This window comes from Streptomyces sp. NBC_00669, assembly GCF_036226785.1.
GTDB lineage: Bacteria > Actinomycetota > Actinomycetes > Streptomycetales > Streptomycetaceae > Actinacidiphila.
Map to the genome: position 1 here is coordinate 3,378,041 of NZ_CP109018.1, position 16,305 is coordinate 3,394,345.

The 16,305-nt window shown below is 72.0% G+C and carries 17 protein-coding genes; 2 read left to right on the forward strand and 15 right to left on the reverse strand.

All coding sequences use genetic code 11. The features are described 5' to 3' along the window. Window positions 1-11 precede the first annotated feature (11 nt). From OG896_RS13620 to OG896_RS13635, 4 genes are all read right to left on the reverse strand, one after another. Complete coding sequence (locus tag OG896_RS13620; protein WP_329365394.1) at window positions 12-1,580, reverse strand: AI-2E family transporter; 1,569 nt, start codon at window positions 1,578-1,580, stop codon at window positions 12-14. 135 nt (window positions 1,581-1,715) lie between these two features. Further along, window positions 1,716-2,399, reverse strand: a complete 684-nt coding sequence (locus tag OG896_RS13625; protein WP_329365396.1) for a transglycosylase SLT domain-containing protein — start codon at window positions 2,397-2,399, stop codon at window positions 1,716-1,718. Between the two features lie 419 nt (window positions 2,400-2,818). Continuing rightward, window positions 2,819-4,138 (reverse strand): PhoH family protein, encoded by a 1,320-nt coding sequence (locus tag OG896_RS13630; protein WP_328468589.1) that lies wholly within the window; start codon window positions 4,136-4,138, stop codon window positions 2,819-2,821. A gap of 171 nt (window positions 4,139-4,309) precedes the next feature. Next, a complete protein-coding gene (locus OG896_RS13635; RefSeq protein ID WP_328468587.1) occupies window positions 4,310-5,071 on the reverse strand; it encodes an isoprenyl transferase in 762 nt (253 codons plus the stop codon). Window positions 5,072-5,285: 214 nt separating this feature from the next. Here OG896_RS13635 and mgrA point away from each other — a divergent pair, with 214 nt between their 5' ends. Continuing rightward, a complete protein-coding gene (gene mgrA / locus OG896_RS13640; RefSeq protein WP_329365398.1) occupies window positions 5,286-6,329 on the forward strand; it encodes an L-glyceraldehyde 3-phosphate reductase in 1,044 nt (347 codons plus the stop codon). 149 nt (window positions 6,330-6,478) lie between these two features. Here the strand turns inward: mgrA and OG896_RS13645 are convergent, their stop codons facing one another. Beyond that, the gene (locus OG896_RS13645) at window positions 6,479-7,198 is read right to left on the reverse strand and encodes a prepilin peptidase (RefSeq protein WP_329365399.1); all 720 of its coding nucleotides are present in this window, start codon (window positions 7,196-7,198) and stop codon (window positions 6,479-6,481) included. Window positions 7,199-7,265: 67 nt separating this feature from the next. On the opposite strand from OG896_RS13645, the gene OG896_RS13650 reads away from it, so the two are divergent. Next, entirely contained in the window at window positions 7,266-7,616 is a 351-nt protein-coding gene (locus OG896_RS13650; RefSeq protein WP_329365401.1) for a DUF192 domain-containing protein, read from the forward strand. A gap of 132 nt (window positions 7,617-7,748) precedes the next feature. Here the strand turns inward: OG896_RS13650 and OG896_RS13655 are convergent, their stop codons facing one another. The 10 genes from OG896_RS13655 to cpaB form a co-directional block, all read right to left on the reverse strand. Further along, the gene (locus OG896_RS13655; protein WP_402447513.1) at window positions 7,749-8,411 is read right to left on the reverse strand and encodes an OmpA family protein; all 663 of its coding nucleotides are present in this window, start codon (window positions 8,409-8,411) and stop codon (window positions 7,749-7,751) included. Between the two features lie 7 nt (window positions 8,412-8,418). Next, window positions 8,419-8,997 carry a hypothetical protein gene (locus tag OG896_RS13660; RefSeq protein ID WP_329365403.1) on the reverse strand — a complete coding sequence of 193 codons (579 nt, stop codon included), beginning with the start codon at window positions 8,995-8,997 and terminating at the stop codon, window positions 8,419-8,421. A gap of 32 nt (window positions 8,998-9,029) precedes the next feature. Then, window positions 9,030-9,611: a pilus assembly protein TadG-related protein gene (locus OG896_RS13665; RefSeq protein ID WP_329373969.1), complete on the reverse strand. Its 582-nt coding sequence runs from the start codon at window positions 9,609-9,611 to the stop codon at window positions 9,030-9,032. 2 nt (window positions 9,612-9,613) lie between these two features. Then, the gene (locus OG896_RS13670) at window positions 9,614-9,868 is read right to left on the reverse strand and encodes a hypothetical protein (protein ID WP_329373971.1); all 255 of its coding nucleotides are present in this window, start codon (window positions 9,866-9,868) and stop codon (window positions 9,614-9,616) included. A 188-nt stretch (window positions 9,869-10,056) separates the two neighbouring features. Then, a complete protein-coding gene (locus tag OG896_RS13675; RefSeq protein WP_329373973.1) occupies window positions 10,057-10,947 on the reverse strand; it encodes a DUF5936 domain-containing protein in 891 nt (296 codons plus the stop codon). 22 nt (window positions 10,948-10,969) lie between these two features. Next, window positions 10,970-11,890, reverse strand: coding sequence for a type II secretion system F family protein (locus OG896_RS13680; protein ID WP_329373975.1), 921 nt, complete (start codon window positions 11,888-11,890; stop codon window positions 10,970-10,972). Window positions 11,891-11,943: 53 nt separating this feature from the next. Next, window positions 11,944-13,278 (reverse strand): CpaF family protein, encoded by a 1,335-nt coding sequence (locus tag OG896_RS13685; protein WP_328468573.1) that lies wholly within the window; start codon window positions 13,276-13,278, stop codon window positions 11,944-11,946. Continuing rightward, the gene (locus OG896_RS13690; RefSeq protein ID WP_329365405.1) at window positions 13,275-13,862 is read right to left on the reverse strand and encodes a TadE/TadG family type IV pilus assembly protein; all 588 of its coding nucleotides are present in this window, start codon (window positions 13,860-13,862) and stop codon (window positions 13,275-13,277) included. Before OG896_RS13690 ends, OG896_RS13685 begins: the two co-directional genes overlap by 4 nt. Continuing rightward, window positions 13,859-15,448 carry an AAA family ATPase gene (locus OG896_RS13695; RefSeq protein ID WP_329365406.1) on the reverse strand — a complete coding sequence of 530 codons (1,590 nt, stop codon included), beginning with the start codon at window positions 15,446-15,448 and terminating at the stop codon, window positions 13,859-13,861. Before OG896_RS13695 ends, OG896_RS13690 begins: the two co-directional genes overlap by 4 nt. 118 nt (window positions 15,449-15,566) lie before the next feature. After that, window positions 15,567-16,301, reverse strand: coding sequence for a Flp pilus assembly protein CpaB (gene cpaB / locus OG896_RS13700; protein ID WP_328468566.1), 735 nt, complete (start codon window positions 16,299-16,301; stop codon window positions 15,567-15,569). Window positions 16,302-16,305 lie beyond the last annotated feature (4 nt).

Below are 16,305 nucleotides of genomic sequence, written 5' to 3' on the forward strand. Positions count from 1 at the left end.
CCCGCGCGCCCCTATTTCACGCCGTCGTCCGCCAGTTCACGCGCGTCGAGCTCGTCCTCGTCGGTGCCGGTGTCCGTGTCGGTGTCGGTATCCGCCGTCGCGCGCCCCTCCGCAGCCGTCTCCGGGGCGGGGTCCGCGTCGGGGCCAGGGGCCGAGGACGGGTCCGCCGCCTCCTGGGCGGGCTCGGCGTCCGGCGCGGGTGCAGCCGGGGACGTCCCGGTCCCGGTCTCGCCCTCGGAACCCGACTTCGCCCGCGCCCTGAGCACGCCGACGACCGTGTTGCTCACCGCGACCAGCGGCACCGCGCTGATCGCCCCGCCGATCCCGGCGATCATCGACCCGGCCGCCACCGACAGCACCACGGCCAGCGGGTGGACCCGCACCGCGCGGCCGAGGATGAACGGCTGGAGCACATGCCCTTCGATCTGCTGCACCGCGAGCACCACGAGCAGCACCAGCAGCGCGGTGAACGGCCCCTGGGTGACCAGCGAGACGACCACCGCCACCGCGCCCGAGGCGACCGCGCCGACCAGCGGCACGAACGACGACACGAAGATGACGACCGCCAGCGGCACCGCCATCGGCACGCCGAGGAAGAAGATGCCGATGCCGATGCAGATCGCGTCGATCATCGCCACGATCACGGTGCCGCGCACGTACAGCGTCAGGGTGCGCCAGGCGCGCGGGCCGGCTTCGGCCAGTCCGGCCCGGGCGTCCCGCGGGAACAGCCGCAGCACCCAGTTCCAGATGTTCGGCCCGTCGTAGAGCAGGAACAGGGTGCTGAACATCGCCAGCAGCACGCCGGTCAGGAACTCCACGATGACGGTGACGCCTTGCAGGCCCGCGTCGGTGAGCTGCTTGGTGTTGTGCCCGATCGCGTTGCTGAGGTTGTTGGCGACCTGGTTGATCTGGTCGTCGGTGACGTGGAAGGGGCTGTTGAGCAGCCACTTCTTCCCCTGGTCGATACCGTCCTGGAGGCTGGTGGACAGGCTGTCGATGTTGTCCATCACCTGCCACACCACGAACCAGCCGACCAGGCCCATCACCACGAAGCCGCCGATGAAGACCATGGCGGTGGCGAGCCCGCGCGGTACCCCCATCCGCTTCAGGCGGGCCACGAACGGCTGGAGCAGCGCGGTGATCAGCAGCGCGGCGACGAACGCCAGCACCAGCAGCCGGACCGCGCCTATCACCCGCATCAGCACCCACACGGTGCCGGCCAGGACCAGCAGCCGCCAGCCGATCTCGGCGGCGACCCGCATGCTCCACGGCACCACCGCGACCGGGTTCGGCACCGGCGCGGTGCGCGGCGGCGCGGGCGGGTCGGATGCCGCCGCCTGCGCGGGAACTGACGCCGGGTCGGCGGCGCCGGCCGCCGCCGGGTCCGGCGGCTGCGCGACGCCGGCCTCGGGCCGGGCCGGCTCCGGCTGGGCGGGCACGGCAGAGGGGGCCGCGGTGGTCGCGGCCCCCCGGTGCTCCGCGTCGCGCGCGGAAACAGTGGCGTGTCGTTCGTCCAGTCGCCCGGCGAGATTCGCCAGACCGGACGCGAGCGTGGCGCTCCAGTGGCGTTTGTCCGGCATCGCTGTTCTCCCCCTGACCCGTCGGCCCTCTGTGGCACTGCTGTGCAAGACGACGTTACCCGGGATCAGGGTTGACCCGGCCACGGTAGTGGCCCGATCGGTGGCGCGACGCGGCTGCCGGTCCGGCGCCGGATTCTAGTAGTAGTGGTTGACCTGCCAGAACTGCCAGGCGTCACAAGGGCTGCCGTAGCGGCTGTTCATGTAGTTCAGGCCCCACTTTATCTGCGTGGCCGGGTTGGTCCGCCAATCGGCGCCCGCCGAGGCCATCTTGGAGCCGGGCAGGGCCTGTACCAGACCGTAGGCACCACTGGACGCGTTCTGAGCGGTGTAGTCCCAGCCGCTCTCGTGCGTCACGATGTTGGAGAAGCACATGTACTGGCCGCTGCCGACGATCTGCTGCGCCATGGCCTGCACCTGTGCGGTGGTGTACGAGGCCTGTACCGAGAAGGTCGCGCTCGAGTCGCCCTTGCCGGACTCCGCCTTGATCTTGGCCGCCTTGGCCGCCGCTGCGTCGTCCGCCTTCTTCTTGCTGGCGGCGTCCTTCGCGGCCTGGACGCGGGCTGCCTGCTCCGCGGACTGCCGGGCCGAGGCGTCTGCGGCGTCCGACTGAGCTTGTACCTGCTCCGTCAACGACGCCTGCTGCACCTGCTGGCCGGCGGGGATGTCTGCGAGGAGGGTGGTCGTGCCCGCGGCTTCGACGGGCTGGTCGGCTGTGCCGCTGCCCTGGTCTGCGCCCGACGCGACGCCTACCACGGCGCCCACTGTGGTGACCGCAGTGGCTGACGCCACCGCGAGTCCCCGGACCGAGATCCGGCTCACACGGTTTCCTTCCGGAATCGCCCGCTTGGTGACCGCACGGACGGAATCGTGCCCCTGGCGCGGTCCCCCTGGGCCGGTCCGCCGTACGGGCCGGGCGGTCACGGGGGTACTGGCCCGGTGCGAAGTCCCTTGCGGGGTCCGCGTGATGCTCGGGCGGCTCATGGCGTCGATGTGGACTTGTGGGTGACGCGTTCCCGCGCCCCGAGGGGTACGGGAGTGCCATGAGCGGGGCCTGACAGCCTCACACCCTGCCGTACTCCGACGCCGTGCGGCAATTTCCGGTTGAGTGGCAAACTTCACATGCTACGGACGGAGGTAAATCCCTGCACGCACACCCCCCGAACGCTAAGCTGCTGCGCCCGGTTTCCCGGACGCAGCAGCCTCAACTCGCCTGATTATCGGACAGATACGGCCATTGCTCAGCCGCCGGTCTCCTCCAGCATCTCGGTGACGAGTGCCGCGATCGGCGACCGCTCGGAGCGGCTGAGCGTCACGTGGGCGAAGAGCGGATGCCCCTTCAGTTTCTCCACCACCGCCACGACTCCGTCGTACCGCCCGACCCGGAGGTTGTCGCGCTGGGCCACGTCATGGGTGAGCACCACCCGCGAGCCGGCCCCGATCCGGGACAACACGGTCAGCAGGACGTTCCGTTCCAGCGACTGGGCCTCGTCGACGATCACGAACGCGTCGTGCAGCGAGCGGCCCCGGATGTGGGTGAGCGGCAGCACTTCGAGCATGCCGCGCGCCACCACCTCCTCGATGACCTCCTTCGACGTCACCGCCGCGAGGGTGTCGAAGACGGCCTGGGCCCACGGGCTCATCTTCTCCGCCTCGCTGCCCGGCAGATAGCCCAACTCCTGCCCGCCGACCGCGTACAGCGGGCGGAAGACCATCACCTTGCGGTGCTGGCGGCGCTCCAGGACCGCCTCCAGGCCCGCGCACAGCGCCAGCGCGGACTTGCCGGTGCCGGCCCGCCCGCCCATCGACACGATGCCGACCTCCGGGTCCAGCAGCAGATCCAGCGCGATCCGCTGCTCGGCGCTGCGGCCGTGGATGCCGAACGCCTCCCGGTCGCCGCGCACCAGGCGCACCCGGCCGTCCTCGGTGACCCGGCCCAGCGCCTTGCCGCGCTCTGATTGCAGCACCAGCCCGGTGTGCACCGGCAGATCCGCCACGTCGGGCAGATCGATGACCTCCTGAGCGAAGAGGGCGTCCACGTCCTCGGCGCCGATCTGCAGCTCCTCCATCCCGGTCCAGCCGGAGGTGATGGCGAGCTCCGCGCGGTACTCCTCGGCGAGCAGGCCGACCGAGGACGCCTTCACCCGCAGCGGCAGGTCCTTGGAGACGACGGTGACGTCGTACCCCTCGGCCTGGAGGTTGCGGGCGACGGCGAGGATGCGCGAGTCGTTGTCACCCAGCCGGAAACCCGCGGGCAGCACCCCGGGGTCCGAATGGTTGAGCTCGACCCTGAGCGTGCCACCGATGTCGCCGATCGGAATCGGCGCGTCGAGCCTGCCGTACCTGATCCGGAACTCGTCGAGCGTGCGCAACGCCTGGCGGGCGAAGTAGCCGAGTTCGGGGTGGTGGCGCTTGGCCTCCAACTCCGTCACCACGACGACCGGCAGCACGACCTCGTGCTCGTCGAAACGGGTGAAGGCGTTGGGGTCGGCGAGCAGCACGCTGGTGTCGAGTACATATGTGCGCCGGTCGTGATCACGGCGATTCTTGCTGGTCACCACGTGTGGACGAACCCCCTCGGGAGAGGTGAGTCTTGCGGTCCGGCAGCCAAGGTCCGGATGCCGGTCTGCCAGTGATATGCCCTGCATCAGCCGCTCGCATGCGGATGCATACGACAGTCACCCGACGGTCACCGCCTCGCCACGCAACGCTCACCCCTCCGGTGGAGGCGATCACGCTCCGTAGCGGCGATGCCGGGCCGCGTAGTCACGCAGCGCCCGCAGGAAGTCCACCTTGCGGAAGGCGGGCCAGAAGACCTCGCAGAAGTAGTACTCCGAATGCGCGCTCTGCCACAGCATGAAGCCGGACAGCCGCTGCTCGCCCGAGGTGCGGATCACCAGGTCGGGGTCGGGCTGGCCGCGGGTGTAGAGGTGCTCGGCGATGTGCTCGACGTCGAGGATCTCGGCCAGGTCCTCGATGGAGGTGCCGCGCCCGGCGTGCTCGTGCAGCAGCGAGCGGACCGCGTCGGCGATCTCCTGCCGGCCGCCGTAGCCGACCGCCACGTTGACCAGGATGCCCTCCTGGCCGTCGGTGGCCTGCTCGGCCTCCTTCAGCACGCTCTGGGTGCGCGCGGGCAGCAGGTCCATCGTGCCCACGTGGTGCACCCGCCAGCGGCCCGCGGCGGCCAGTTCGGTGACGGCGTCCTCGATGATGCCCAGCAGCGGCACCAGCTGGTCGGCCGGCCGGTCCAGGTTGTCGGTGGACAGCAGCCACAGGGTGACCACCTCGACCCCGGTCTCCTCGCACCAGCCCAGCATCTCGGCGATCTTGTCCGCGCCGGCCCGGTGGCCCTGCTCGGGGCTGCCGCCGGACGCCTTGGCCCAGCGCCGGTTGCCGTCCAGGATCACGCCGATGTGCTTGGGGGTCTGCGACACGTCGATCCGGCGTTCCACCCGGCGGGAGTACAACCCGTACACCAGGTCGCGCAGATTCATCGCGTACCAGCCCCTCATGTGCTCGTCGCCCGAGCGGCCACACTACTGCGCGAACAGCCGTACGGACGAACCGGGTCGAGCAGCCGCAGGTCGCGGACGGGGCCGGATACGGGCGCCGGACGGTGGCGCGGCGGGGCCGTGAGCGGCGGCGCGACCGCGCGGGCGGGCGGTATCGCGTAGTAGATCCTTCAACCGCGCGTGATAAGCAGAGGACGTGAACATCCGAAACCTCTACCGCGCCTCCGACGAGCGCTACGACTCGATGGAGTACCGCCGCACCGGACGCAGCGGCCTCAAGCTCCCGGCCGTCTCGCTCGGCCTGTGGCACAACTTCGGCGACGACCGCACCCTGGACTCGCAGCGGGCCATCCTGCGCCGCGCCTTCGACCTCGGGATCACCCACTTCGACCTGGCCAACAACTACGGCCCGCCGTACGGCGCCGCCGAGGCCAACTTCGGCACCCTCTTCGCGCAGGACTTCCGCCCCTACCGCGACGAGCTGGTCATCTCCTCCAAGGCCGGCTACGACATGTGGCCGGGCCCCTACGGCGAGTGGGGCTCCCGCAAGTACCTGCTCGCCTCGCTCGACCAGTCGCTGTCCCGGATGGGCCTGGACTACGTCGACATCTTCTACTCCCACCGCTTCGACCCGGACACCCCGCTCGAAGAGACGATGGGCGCCCTGGCCACCGCGGTCCAGCAGGGCAAGGCGCTGTACGTCGGCATCTCCTCCTACGGGCCGGACCGGACCCGCGAGGCGGCGCGCATCCTGCGTGAGCTGGGCGTGCCGGCGCTGATCCACCAGCCGTCGTACTCCATGATCAACCGCTGGATCGAGGACGACGGGCTGCTGGACGTCCTCGACGAGGAGGGCATGGGCTGCATCGGGTTCGTGCCGCTGGCCCAGGGCCTGCTCACCGACCGCTACCTCGGCGGCATCCCGGCCGACTCCCGGGCCGCGCAGGGCAAGTCGCTCAACCCCGCGCTGGTCAACGACGAGACGATCGCGCGGCTGCGCGCCCTCAACGACGTCGCCGCCGCCCGCGGCCAGTCCCTGGCGCAGCTCGCGCTGTCCTGGGTGCTGCGCGACCCGCGGGTGACCTCGGCGCTGATCGGGGCGTCGTCCGTCGGGCAGCTGGAGGCGAACGTCGCCGCGGTCGGGGCGGCGCCGCTGACCGCGGAGGAGCTGGCGGAGATCGACCGGCACGCCGTGGAGCCGGAGGGCGTGAACCTCTGGAGCGTCAGCAGCGACGCGTAGCCGGACCCCGGGTGCCCCTGTTCCGCCGGTTCAGGGGCACCCGGGCGCGGGGGGCGCTGAGGGCGGGGCGCTGAGGGCGGGGGGCTCTGACGGCGGGGGCGCTGAGGGCAGGGGCTGACGGGAGCCTCTGACGGCCGCGGGCTGACGGGTCAGGGCACCAGGAGCAGTGCGGTCAGGGCGCCGGCGAGCATGAAGGGGCCGAAGGGCATCGCGGTCTTGCGGGTGGCCCGCCGGGTGGCGATGAGGACGAGCCCGACCACCGCCCCGAGCAGGAACCCGGCGAACGTGCCGGTGATCACGGCGCCCCAGCCGTACCAGCCCAGGACCAGCCCGAGGGTGGGTGCTAGTTTCACGTCGCCGAAGCCCATGCCGGCCGGGTTGACGAAGAACAGCACGGCGTAGAGGACCCCCAGCACCACCGCGGCGATCAGGGCACGCGTCCAGGAGCCGTGGTGGGAGGGCAGCAGGGCGGCGCCGCCGAGCAGGAGCGCGGTGAGCCCGAGCGCGGGGAGGGTCAGGACGTCCGGCAGCCGGAAGACCGCGAGGTCGACCCGGGCGAGGACCCCGCAGACCGGTACCAGCAGCAGCCAGACGGCGAGTTCGGGGTGCCCGCCCACCCGCCAGGCGAGTGCCGCGCAGACCAGCGCGCAGCCCAGCGCGGCACCGTGGCCGGGTCCGTGGCGCCGCTGGTCCTCGGGGCACCGACCGCAGCGGGCCGGGCCGAGCCAGCCGCCGACCGGGTGCCCGGACGGGCAGGCCGCCGCCCAGGGCTCGTCGGCGGGGACCGCCAACCGGTAGGCGGCGCGCGGCAGGAGCAGCCCGCTCGCTATTCCCCAGACGGCGGCGCCCACGATCAGATAGACATGCACCGGGCCGACCGTACACGGGCGGTCGCGCCGTTCGGGAGGGGCCGGGCGGACGGGGAGGAGACGGACCATGCGCCGACGCTGGCAGGACGGCGAGGGCCTGCTGCGCACGCCGGGCACCGAGGTGGCGCTCCGGGTCGCCGCCTCCTACCGCGCCCGTACCCGGGGGCTGTTGGGCCGCGACGGGCTCGACGGCGCGTTGCTGCTCACCCCCGCGTCCAGCATCCACACCGTCCGGATGCGGTTCGCCATCGACGTGGCCTACCTCGACCGGCGGCTGCGCGTCCTCGCGGTCCGCACCATGCCGCCCGGCCGTGTCGGCCGCCCCCGGCTGCGGGCCCGGCACGTGCTGGAGGCCGAGGCGGGTGCCTTCGCCCGGTGGGGCATCGTGAAGGGCGTCACGCTGGAAGTGCCGGACTGAGGACGGGCCTTGGCGGCGTCGCGGGTCGGACTCCCGGTACGCGGAAACGGGAACGGGCCGGTTCGCAAGGGGGGAGCGCGAACCGGCCCGAGGGGGGGACTCACACGCTACCGCGCCCGGGGCCGGTGCTCCCTACGACGACGCGGGTGGCGTGAAGGTGATCTCCACCCGGCGGTTCTCGCGACGGCCGCTCTCGCTGGAGTTGTCGGCGATCGGGTACTGCTCGCCGTAGCCGCGGACCTGGAAGGTGTGCGCGGGGTCGCCCAGCGTCGCCAGTTGCGCGGCCAGCACGTTGTAGACCGCGGTGGCCCGCTGCTTCGACAGCACGTCGCCGTGCTCGCTGCTGCCCAGGTTGTCGGTGAACCCGAAGACACGGATGGGTGAGGTGACGTGCTGCGCGTTGATGTCACCCGCGATCGCCTGGATACGGGACGTCGCGGTCGCCGAGAGCTTCGCGCTGTCCTTCGTGAACAGCACCTCGGCCTGCAGGGCGTACGTCACCGTCGTGTTCGACGTCTCCTGCCGCTCCTCCGGCTGGCTCGCGGACACCGAGCCCTGGTCGGTCACCGAGACGATGTCCAGGACCTTCGGCGGGGCCAGCGTGGCGCCCTCGGGGAGTTTCAGGTCCGGTGACTTCGGGTCGATCTGCACGGGGGCGGAGGGCGTGGGGTCGCCCGCGGTCGGCGGCGGGTTCGGGTCCGCGCCGGCGGGGGTGGCGCACACGAGGATCAGCGCGGCCGCGGCGGAGGCGCCGGCCGCGGCGACGGTCCGACGGGGGTGGGGTGTGCGGGTCACGGCCGGGTCACCCCTCGGAGATGGAGATCTTGGCGGGGGGCATGGTGGGGAGTTCGAACTCGACGGAGGTGGTGGATTCGGGTGGGGAGGGGAACTGGGCGAAGAAGGGGCGAGTTTCCTTGGGTTCGATTCCGAGCAGCTTCATCGTGCACAGGCACTTGCCCTCGGTGTCCCGCAGGACGTAGTAACGCTTCTTGCCCGCCTCGTCGACGAGTACGGCTCCCGCGACGGAGGCGCCGGAAGGGGCCAACGCCGTCTCGTTCCCCACCCAGGCGTCGGCGTCAAAGGTGTCCGTGCCGTTGTTGGTGACTGCGCCCTGGACTGTGACGAATCCGTCCGAGTCACGGATCGCCGAGTTGATGGTGACCTCGATGTCCTGCTCGCCCTTGATCTGGGCAAGGACCTGGGTAGGAGTCGCAGACGGCGAACTTCCCTCCGCGCCCGGGGTGTTCTTGGCGGCGCTCGCCGAGGCGGAGGGCTTGTCGTCCGCCTTCTTGTCCCCGCCTCCCCCGCCGCAACCCGCCAGCGTGATGGCGGCGACGACCGCACAAGCCACTGCGGTCGTCGCCCTGCGCCCGTATGCCATCGTTCCCCGTTCCCTCACTGCTCGTTCGGTGGTCACTTGGTCAGGCGGACCGAGTAGAAGTCCGACAGGTCCAGTGTGAAGTCGTCCGCCTTGGGGTTGATCGCGAGCGAACCGTTGTCACAGCTGAACTTGAGGATGTCCCCGTCCTTGGAACCGAGGCTGCACCGAGGCTCGACCACGGCGGTCGCGGTTGCTTTCGCGTGCGTGCTCTTGGTGCTGTCGATCACCGAATCGCCGATGGGGCCCTTGGTGGTCACAGTGATGGTGTACCCCGGTTTGCCGGACAGCGGGACGCAGTCGTTGACGGTCGCGTGGTTCGCGTCGGCGTAGTCGGAAGCGGCTCCGCACGCGCTCTGGTCGTCCAGGCCGGCGCTGTCGAGCAGCCGGCCGAGCACCGTGACGTCGCCGCCTTTCAGGGCAGCGAGGAACGCGACCTGGACGTCGTCGCGGTTCTGGCGAGCCGCCGCCAGTGCCGCCGAATCCGCCGCCGTCTGCGCTCCGTTGCGGGTCACCGCCGCCTGGCCGACCGCGAAGTACGCGAAGGCCAGGAAGAAGAGCGCGGCGATGGCGACGATGTAGATGCCGACCGTCTGACCGCGGTCGTCGCGAAGCAGCCCTACTTGCCGCCGTTGGAGATCCGGTTGATGGCCTTCTCGATGGCGCTCTTGATCTTCGTACCGATATCCGTCGTCCCCGCCAGCACCCCGATGATCACCGCGATCACCACCGCGATCCCGAGGTATTCGAAGGACGTCTGGCCGCGGTCCGAGCGGGTCGCCGTGCGGGCGGCGAGGCGGGCGGTCAGACGGTCCGTGCGGGTGCGGAGCCAGACCTCGGCGTCCGTGTAGTGCTGGAGAACCCACCTGTTCACGATTGCTCGCCCCATTCCTGATCACCTGGCTCCTGGTCACGGCGGCCGGTTCCGGCCGGTCGGGCTCGGGGGGCACGGCGCACCGCCTTTCGCTGGTCCTGCTGCTCATACCGGGCACGTCGGCGCCCTCTGAGCCAGCATGACGCGAACTCACGCTGTGTCGTACCCCGTTCACGCAAAACAACGGCTCACCCGCCCCCGAAGAGGTCACCGAAGTGAATCTGGGAGCCGATGATCGTGCCCGAGATGAGCAGGATCATGGTGGCCGGGACGAGCAGGATCGTGATGACGCCTGTCGCGCGCGGGACCATGCGGGCCGCGCGGCGGCGGGCGTTCTGCGCCTCGGTACGGCGCATGTCGGTGGCGATCTGGAGCAGGGTGCGCGCGATGGGGGCGCCGAGTTCCTCGCCCTGCTGGAGCGCGGTGACGAACTGCCCCACCTGGTCGCTGCGGTTGCGCTTGCGCAGCTGGTCGAAGGCGTCGCGGCGGCTGACCCCGACGTCCATCTGCCGCAGGGCGACCCGGACTTCGTCGGACCAGGGGCCCTGGTAGACGGAGTTGACGCGTTCGAGGGCCTGGCGGAAGCCGAGCCCGGCGCTGACCACGACCGCGAGCACGTCGAGGAAGTCCGGCAGGGTGCGCTCGATGTCGTCGCGGCGCCGGCGGATCGCGAGCCAGATGCCGAGGTCGGCCCACCACCAGGCGTAGCCGAGCAGGAGGAGCGCCAGGAACCAGTTGCCGCGACTGAACAGCGCCAGGGCGGCGAGGCCGCCGAGGAAGCCGTAGACGGCGCGGCGGGCGGCGTAGCGCTCGACGGTGAGGCCGTACGGGTGGCCGGCGTGGTCGATCCGGGCGCGCATCTTGGCGATCCGGGCGGGGCCCATCATCCGCAGCACCATGGGCGCCCAGCGCATGCCGACCCGGTCGATGGCGTTGCCGGTGCGGGTGGTGCGGGTGCGGCCGACTTCGAGGGCGAGCGCGAGGTCGTCGGGGAGTTTCGTGTCCGCGCGCAGCAGGCCGACGCCGTAGACGACGCCGGTCAGGGCGGCGGCGAGCAGGACGGCGAGGCCGAGTCCGATCAGGGTCATCGTGGCAGGTTCCTCACACGTCGATCCGGGACATCCGGCGGATGAGCGCGAAGCCGACCACGTACAGGGCCAGGGCGACCAGGACGCAGATCCGGCCGATGCCGGAGCCGGTCATGGCGCTGAGCGAGCCGGGCATGATGCGGTTGAGCAGCAGCAGCGAGCCGATGCCGATCACCGGGACCGCGTAGGCGGTGACGGTGACCTGGGACATCTGGGTACGGATCTCGCGGCGGGTCTCCTTGCGCTCCTCCAGGGTGACGGTGAGGTTGCGCAGGGACTCCACGACGGAACCGCCGGCCCGGCTGGACAGCACGAGGGTGGACACCAGGACCACCAACTCGCGGCTGGGCAGGCGCTGCTGGAGTTCGCCGAGGGCGTCCTCGACGGAGTGGCCGAGCGCCATGGCGTCGGCGACCTGCTTCAACTCCTCGCCGGCGGGCGCCTCCAGCTCCTCCGCTGCCATGGAGACCGCGGTGCGCAGCGCCAGGCCGGCCTGGGTGGCGTTGGCCAGTACCCGGGCGAGTTCGGGGAGTTGGGCGATGAAGCGTTCGGTGCGCACCCGGCGGCGCCAGGCGAGGAAGGAGAAGCCGGCCCAGCCGGCCAGGAGTGCGGCGATCGGGCCGAAGAACGGCGCGAGCAGGGTCGCGGCGACGATCCAGGCGGCGGCGATGACGCCGGTCACGGCGGCGGTGAACTGGCCGGGGGTGAGGTTGGTGCCGGTGGCGGCGAGCCGTCCGGCCAGCCGGCGGCCCCAGGCGTAGCGGCGCACCCGGCGGTCCAGCGCGGCGAAGGCGGGCCGCCGGGGGCCGTCGTCGTCGAAGTCGCCGGCGAGGCGTTCGACCAGCGCGGCGCGGTCGGCGCGGCCGCCCCACCAGGCGTGCAGGCCCCAGACACCGAAGGCGAGCGCGACGGTGGCGACGCCGAGCACGAACAGCGGGTAGGGCCCGGAGGCGAACTGGGTACTGGCGAACTGGGTTCGCGCGAGGGTCACTTCGCCTCCCGGCTGTCGAGTTCGAGTTCGGTGGCGCCGACACCGTACGCGGCGGGGATGTGCTCGCCGGACAGGTAGAGGCGGTCGCCGATCTCGCGTGGCAGCGGGTGGTGTTCGTACCAGCCGCGGACGATGCGGTCGACGCCGAGGGGTTCGGCGCGGAAGCGGGTGGCGGAGGTGAGCCGGAAGGTGTCGCGGCCGCGGGAGGAGAGCACCGCGATCTCGGCGATCCGGCGGGTGCCGTCGACGTGCCGCTGGAGCTGGACCAGCACGTCCACCGCGGAGTTGATCTGGTCGCGCAGCGCCTCGAAGGGGATCTTGACCTCGCTCATGGAGGCGAGGGTCTGAAGGCGCAGGACGGCGTCCTCGGCGGAGTTGGCGTGCACGGTGGCGAGGGAGCCGTCGTGGCCGGTGGACATCGCCTGGAGCATGTCGAGGGTCTCGCCGCCGCGGACCTCGCCGACGATGATGCGGTCGGGGCGCATCCGCAGGGAGTTGCGGACCAGGTCGCGGATGGTGATGCGGCCCTCGCCCTCGACGTTCGGCGGGCGGGACTCCAGCCGGATCACGTGCTCCTGCTGGAGTTGGAGTTCGGCGGCGTCCTCGACGGTGATGATCCGCTCGCCGTCGGGGATCAGCCCGGACAGCGCGTTGAGCAGGGTGGTCTTGCCGGAGCCGGTGCCGCCGCTGACGATGATGTTGCACTTGGCGCGGACGAACCCGGAGAGCAGGAGCAGCATGTGCTCGTCGAGGGTGCCCAGGCCGATGAGTTCCTGGAGCGTGTAGGCGCGCGGGAAGCGGCGGATGGTCAGGGTGGGGCCGGTCAGCGAGAGCGGCGGGATGATGACGTTGACGCGCTCGCCGGACGGCAGGCGGGCGTCGACCATCGGATTGGACTCGTCCACGCGGCGGTTGACGGTGGAGACGATGCGCTCGATGGTCTGCAGGAGCTGGTCGGCGGAGGAGAAGCGGGCCGGGACGAGCTCGACCCGGCCGCCGCGTTCGACGTAGATCCGGTCCGGGCCGTTGACCATGATCTCGGTGACGGAGGGGTCCTCCAGCAGCGGTTCGAGGATGCCCAGGCCCAGTGCCTCGTCGACCACCCGGCGGATCAGCGCGGCGCGTTCGGCGCTGGAGAGCACCGGGCCCTCGCGGCTGATGATGTGGCCGAGGACGCGTTCGAGCCGGGCGCGGCGCTCGGCGGCGGCGAGCGCCGACATCTCGGCGAGGTCGATCTCCTGGAGCAGTTTGGCCCGGTAGACGGCCACGAGGTGGCCTTCCTGGGTCTGCGGGGTGGCCTCTTCGACGGCGAGGCGGGCACGCAGGCTCATGGCGTCCAGTCCTCCTTCGGCATGGTCGCGTCGCGGTGCACCGGCCCGAACAGGTGCACGCCGGGCAGCACGGACGGGATGTCCACGGTGGCCTCCGCGGTGACGCTCTGCGCGTCGTTCACCGGCCATCCGATGTCCGGGTGGACCCAGCCGCTGACCGCGGCCTCGCCCGCCCGGGCGCCGGCGTCGATGCCTCCCTGCGGGTCGGGCAGCGCCGCGGTACGTGCGGCGGTCCGCGCCGCGGTGCCGGCCTGCGAGCCGCAGTAGGCGGCGATGCCGAGCTGGATGCCCGCGAGTGCGATGAGCAGCAGGAAGGGCAGCATGCCGAGGTATTCCAGGGATGCCTGGCCGGCCGGGCGCCGCCCGCCGATCCGCCCGCGGTACCGCTCGCCGTGCCCCTCGCCGTGCCGCTCGCCGTGCCGCTCGCCGTGCCGCCCGCCGATCCGCCCGCGGTACCGCTCGCCGTGCCGCTCGCGGAGCGTCCTGCCGGACGGCCTGCCGGACCGCTCGCTGAACGTGCCGCCGAGTCGCCCACCAGCCCGCCCGCCGTGCCGCTCGCCGTGCCGCTCCCGCCGCGTCGTCATGGCGTGGTCCCCTCGCCGGCCGTCTCGTCCACGGTGCTCGCGTGGCCGTGCACGGTGACGGGGAAGTCGATGGCGCCGGGGAACAGGACGGGGACCTTGAGGCCGAGGGTGACGGAGACCTGGCCGTCCTGGGAGCGGTCGGCGGTGGGTCCTTGCATGTCGGAGGCCCAGGCGCCGGGGAGGTCACTGGCCGCGGCCGCACGGTAGTCGGCGCCGACGGCGGCGGCGCGGGCGGCCTGGTCGGCGGCGTTGCCCGCGAGGGTGAAGGTGTAGCCGGCCAGCACGGCCTGCCAGACCAGGATGAGGGTGATCAGGATGACCGGGGTCATGCCCAGCGTCTCCAGGGTGACCTGGCCGCGGTCGCGGTCGGCCCGGCGCAGCCGCTTCCCGGACCGCCCGGCCGGCAGCGTCGCGCCGGTGACCAGGCCCAACTCCCCCGCCAGCGACCAGATTCCGGTGCGTACGGTGGAGCGCGCGTCGAGGTCGTGCAGCCGGCCCGCGTCGATGACGGGCTGGAGTTCGCGGAAGCCGGCCGGGATGGCGGACTCGGCGATCCTGGAGCCGGTGATCCGGCCGATCAGCGAGGGCTGGATCTCGCTGCCCCGGGTGTGCCGGTTGACCGCGGCGGTGGTGTCCTGGGGCTTGCGGATCTGCAACCGGTCCCACATCCGCACCATCCGCTTGGCGGCGCGCACGGCGACGACGTCGGGGGTGGTGACCAGCACGGCGGTGTCGGCGGTCTCGACGGCGACCGCGTTGGCGCTGGTGACCTGGGTGCCGCAGTCGACGACGACCACTTCGTACCGCTGCCGCAGGGCGGTCAGCACCAGGCGGGCGGCCCGGTCGGTGACGTCCTCGCCGCGCTCGCCGTCAGCGGGGGCGAGCAGCAGCGCCAGCCCGGACTCGTGGACGTACATCGCGTCGTTCAGGACCCGCGAGGAGACGTCGGCGATGTCGGCCAGGTCGGCGATGGAGCGGCGGAACTGGACGTCGAGGTACGAGGCGACGTCGCCGCCTTGCAGGTCGAGGTCGACCAGGGCGGTGGAGCGGCCCGACGCGTGTGCGGCCAGGGCGAGTTGGACGGCGATGACGGTGGTGCCGACACCGCCCTTGGCGCCGGCCACCGCGACCAGGGTGCCGCCGGCGACGGCGGGCAGCGCGGCCCGGCCCGGCGCGAGGTGCCGGCGCACCCCCTCCGCCCAGGACGCGGCGGCCTCCACCCGGGCGCCCAACTCGTCGTAGGCGAGCGGCATTCCGATCACCCCGCGGGCGCCGGAGTTCATCGCGGAGGCCAGCATCGCCGGGCTCGGGTCGGCGGTGAGCAGCACCACGCCGACCGCGGGGAAGCGCAGCGCCACGTCCCGCACCAGGTCGAGCGCGGGCATCGGCCCGATCAGGTCGTGCACGACGACGACTTCGGGCAGCTCGTCGACGCCCGCCTCGGCGGCGCGGGCGAGGGCGTCGAGCAGCGCGGTGGAGTTGGGCAGGGCGGGGGCGGGTTCGGCGCCCGGGAGTTGGCCGAGCAGCCCGACCAGCGCGCGGGCGGCGTCGGCGTCGGCGGTGCCGGCGAGGATGCGTACGGTCATCTCGGCCCTCCCATGGCCGCGCCCGGCCTCGTCTCGCCCGGCCGGACCATGCCCGGCCCGACCATGCCCGGCCTCGTCTCGCCCGGCCCGACCGCGCCCGGTCCGACCGCGCCCGGCCTCATCGCGCGGCTCCCGACGTGGACGCCGCCGACGTGTCGCCGGAGAGCGTGTAGGTGCGGTCGCTGTCCGGCGGGGCCGCGGTGTCGCCGGGGGCGACCAGGGCGAGCCGGACGTGTTCGGCGAACGACTCGGCGTACGCGACGCGTTGGGCGTCCTGGGCGTCGAGCGCGAAGGTGATCGGGACGCCTTCCTCGGACAGCCGCTGCGCGTCCTCGTTCTTGTCGAACGCCTTGATCTGGCCGACGTCGAGGACCTGCGCGCCGGCCACGATGATCTTCGAGACGTCGGGGTCGGTGTCCTTGCGGCCGGCGAAGGTGGCGAAGATGTTCACCCGGGCGCCGGGGGTGATCTTGCCCGCGACGCCGGTCTCCGCGTCGATCATGATGGCGATCTCCATCTGCCCGGGCTTGAGTTCGGGCCGGGCGGCGACCATGTCGGACTCCAGCAGCGAGCCCTTCTTCAGCGGCACCGCGGCGATCTTCCCCTGGAACTCGCCGAGGTCGCGGACGGCGGTGTCCGGCAGCCACCGTTTCGGCATCGATATCCGGTGCACCTTGGAGGAGTCCAGCGCGGTGTACGCGGGCACGTCCGACGACAGTTCGTACGCCGTCACCTTCTGGCCCACCTGGGAGCGGGCGTTGCTGACGACGGCGAGCACCCCGGCGAAGGCGGCCACCGCGCAGACCACGGAGACCACCAGGAGGACGACGCCACGGCGCTGACGTGAGTTCATGTGC

Coding starts and splice junctions, on each gene's coding strand:
- OG896_RS13690 (WP_329365405.1), bottom strand. CDS start 13,862: ATGACGACGCGGCGGGAGCGGCACGGCGAGCGGCACGGCGGGCGGGCT.
- OG896_RS13620 (WP_329365394.1), bottom strand. CDS start 1,580: ATGCCGGACAAACGCCACTGGAGCGCCACGCTCGCGTCCGGTCTGGCG.
- OG896_RS13685 (WP_328468573.1), bottom strand. CDS start 13,278: ATGAGCCTGCGTGCCCGCCTCGCCGTCGAAGAGGCCACCCCGCAGACC.
- cpaB (WP_328468566.1), bottom strand. CDS start 16,301: ATGAACTCACGTCAGCGCCGTGGCGTCGTCCTCCTGGTGGTCTCCGTG.
- OG896_RS13635 (WP_328468587.1), bottom strand. CDS start 5,071: ATGAATCTGCGCGACCTGGTGTACGGGTTGTACTCCCGCCGGGTGGAA.
- OG896_RS13650 (WP_329365401.1), top strand. CDS start 7,266: ATGCGCCGACGCTGGCAGGACGGCGAGGGCCTGCTGCGCACGCCGGGC.
- OG896_RS13660 (WP_329365403.1), bottom strand. CDS start 8,997: ATGGCATACGGGCGCAGGGCGACGACCGCAGTGGCTTGTGCGGTCGTC.
- OG896_RS13695 (WP_329365406.1), bottom strand. CDS start 15,448: ATGACCGTACGCATCCTCGCCGGCACCGCCGACGCCGACGCCGCCCGC.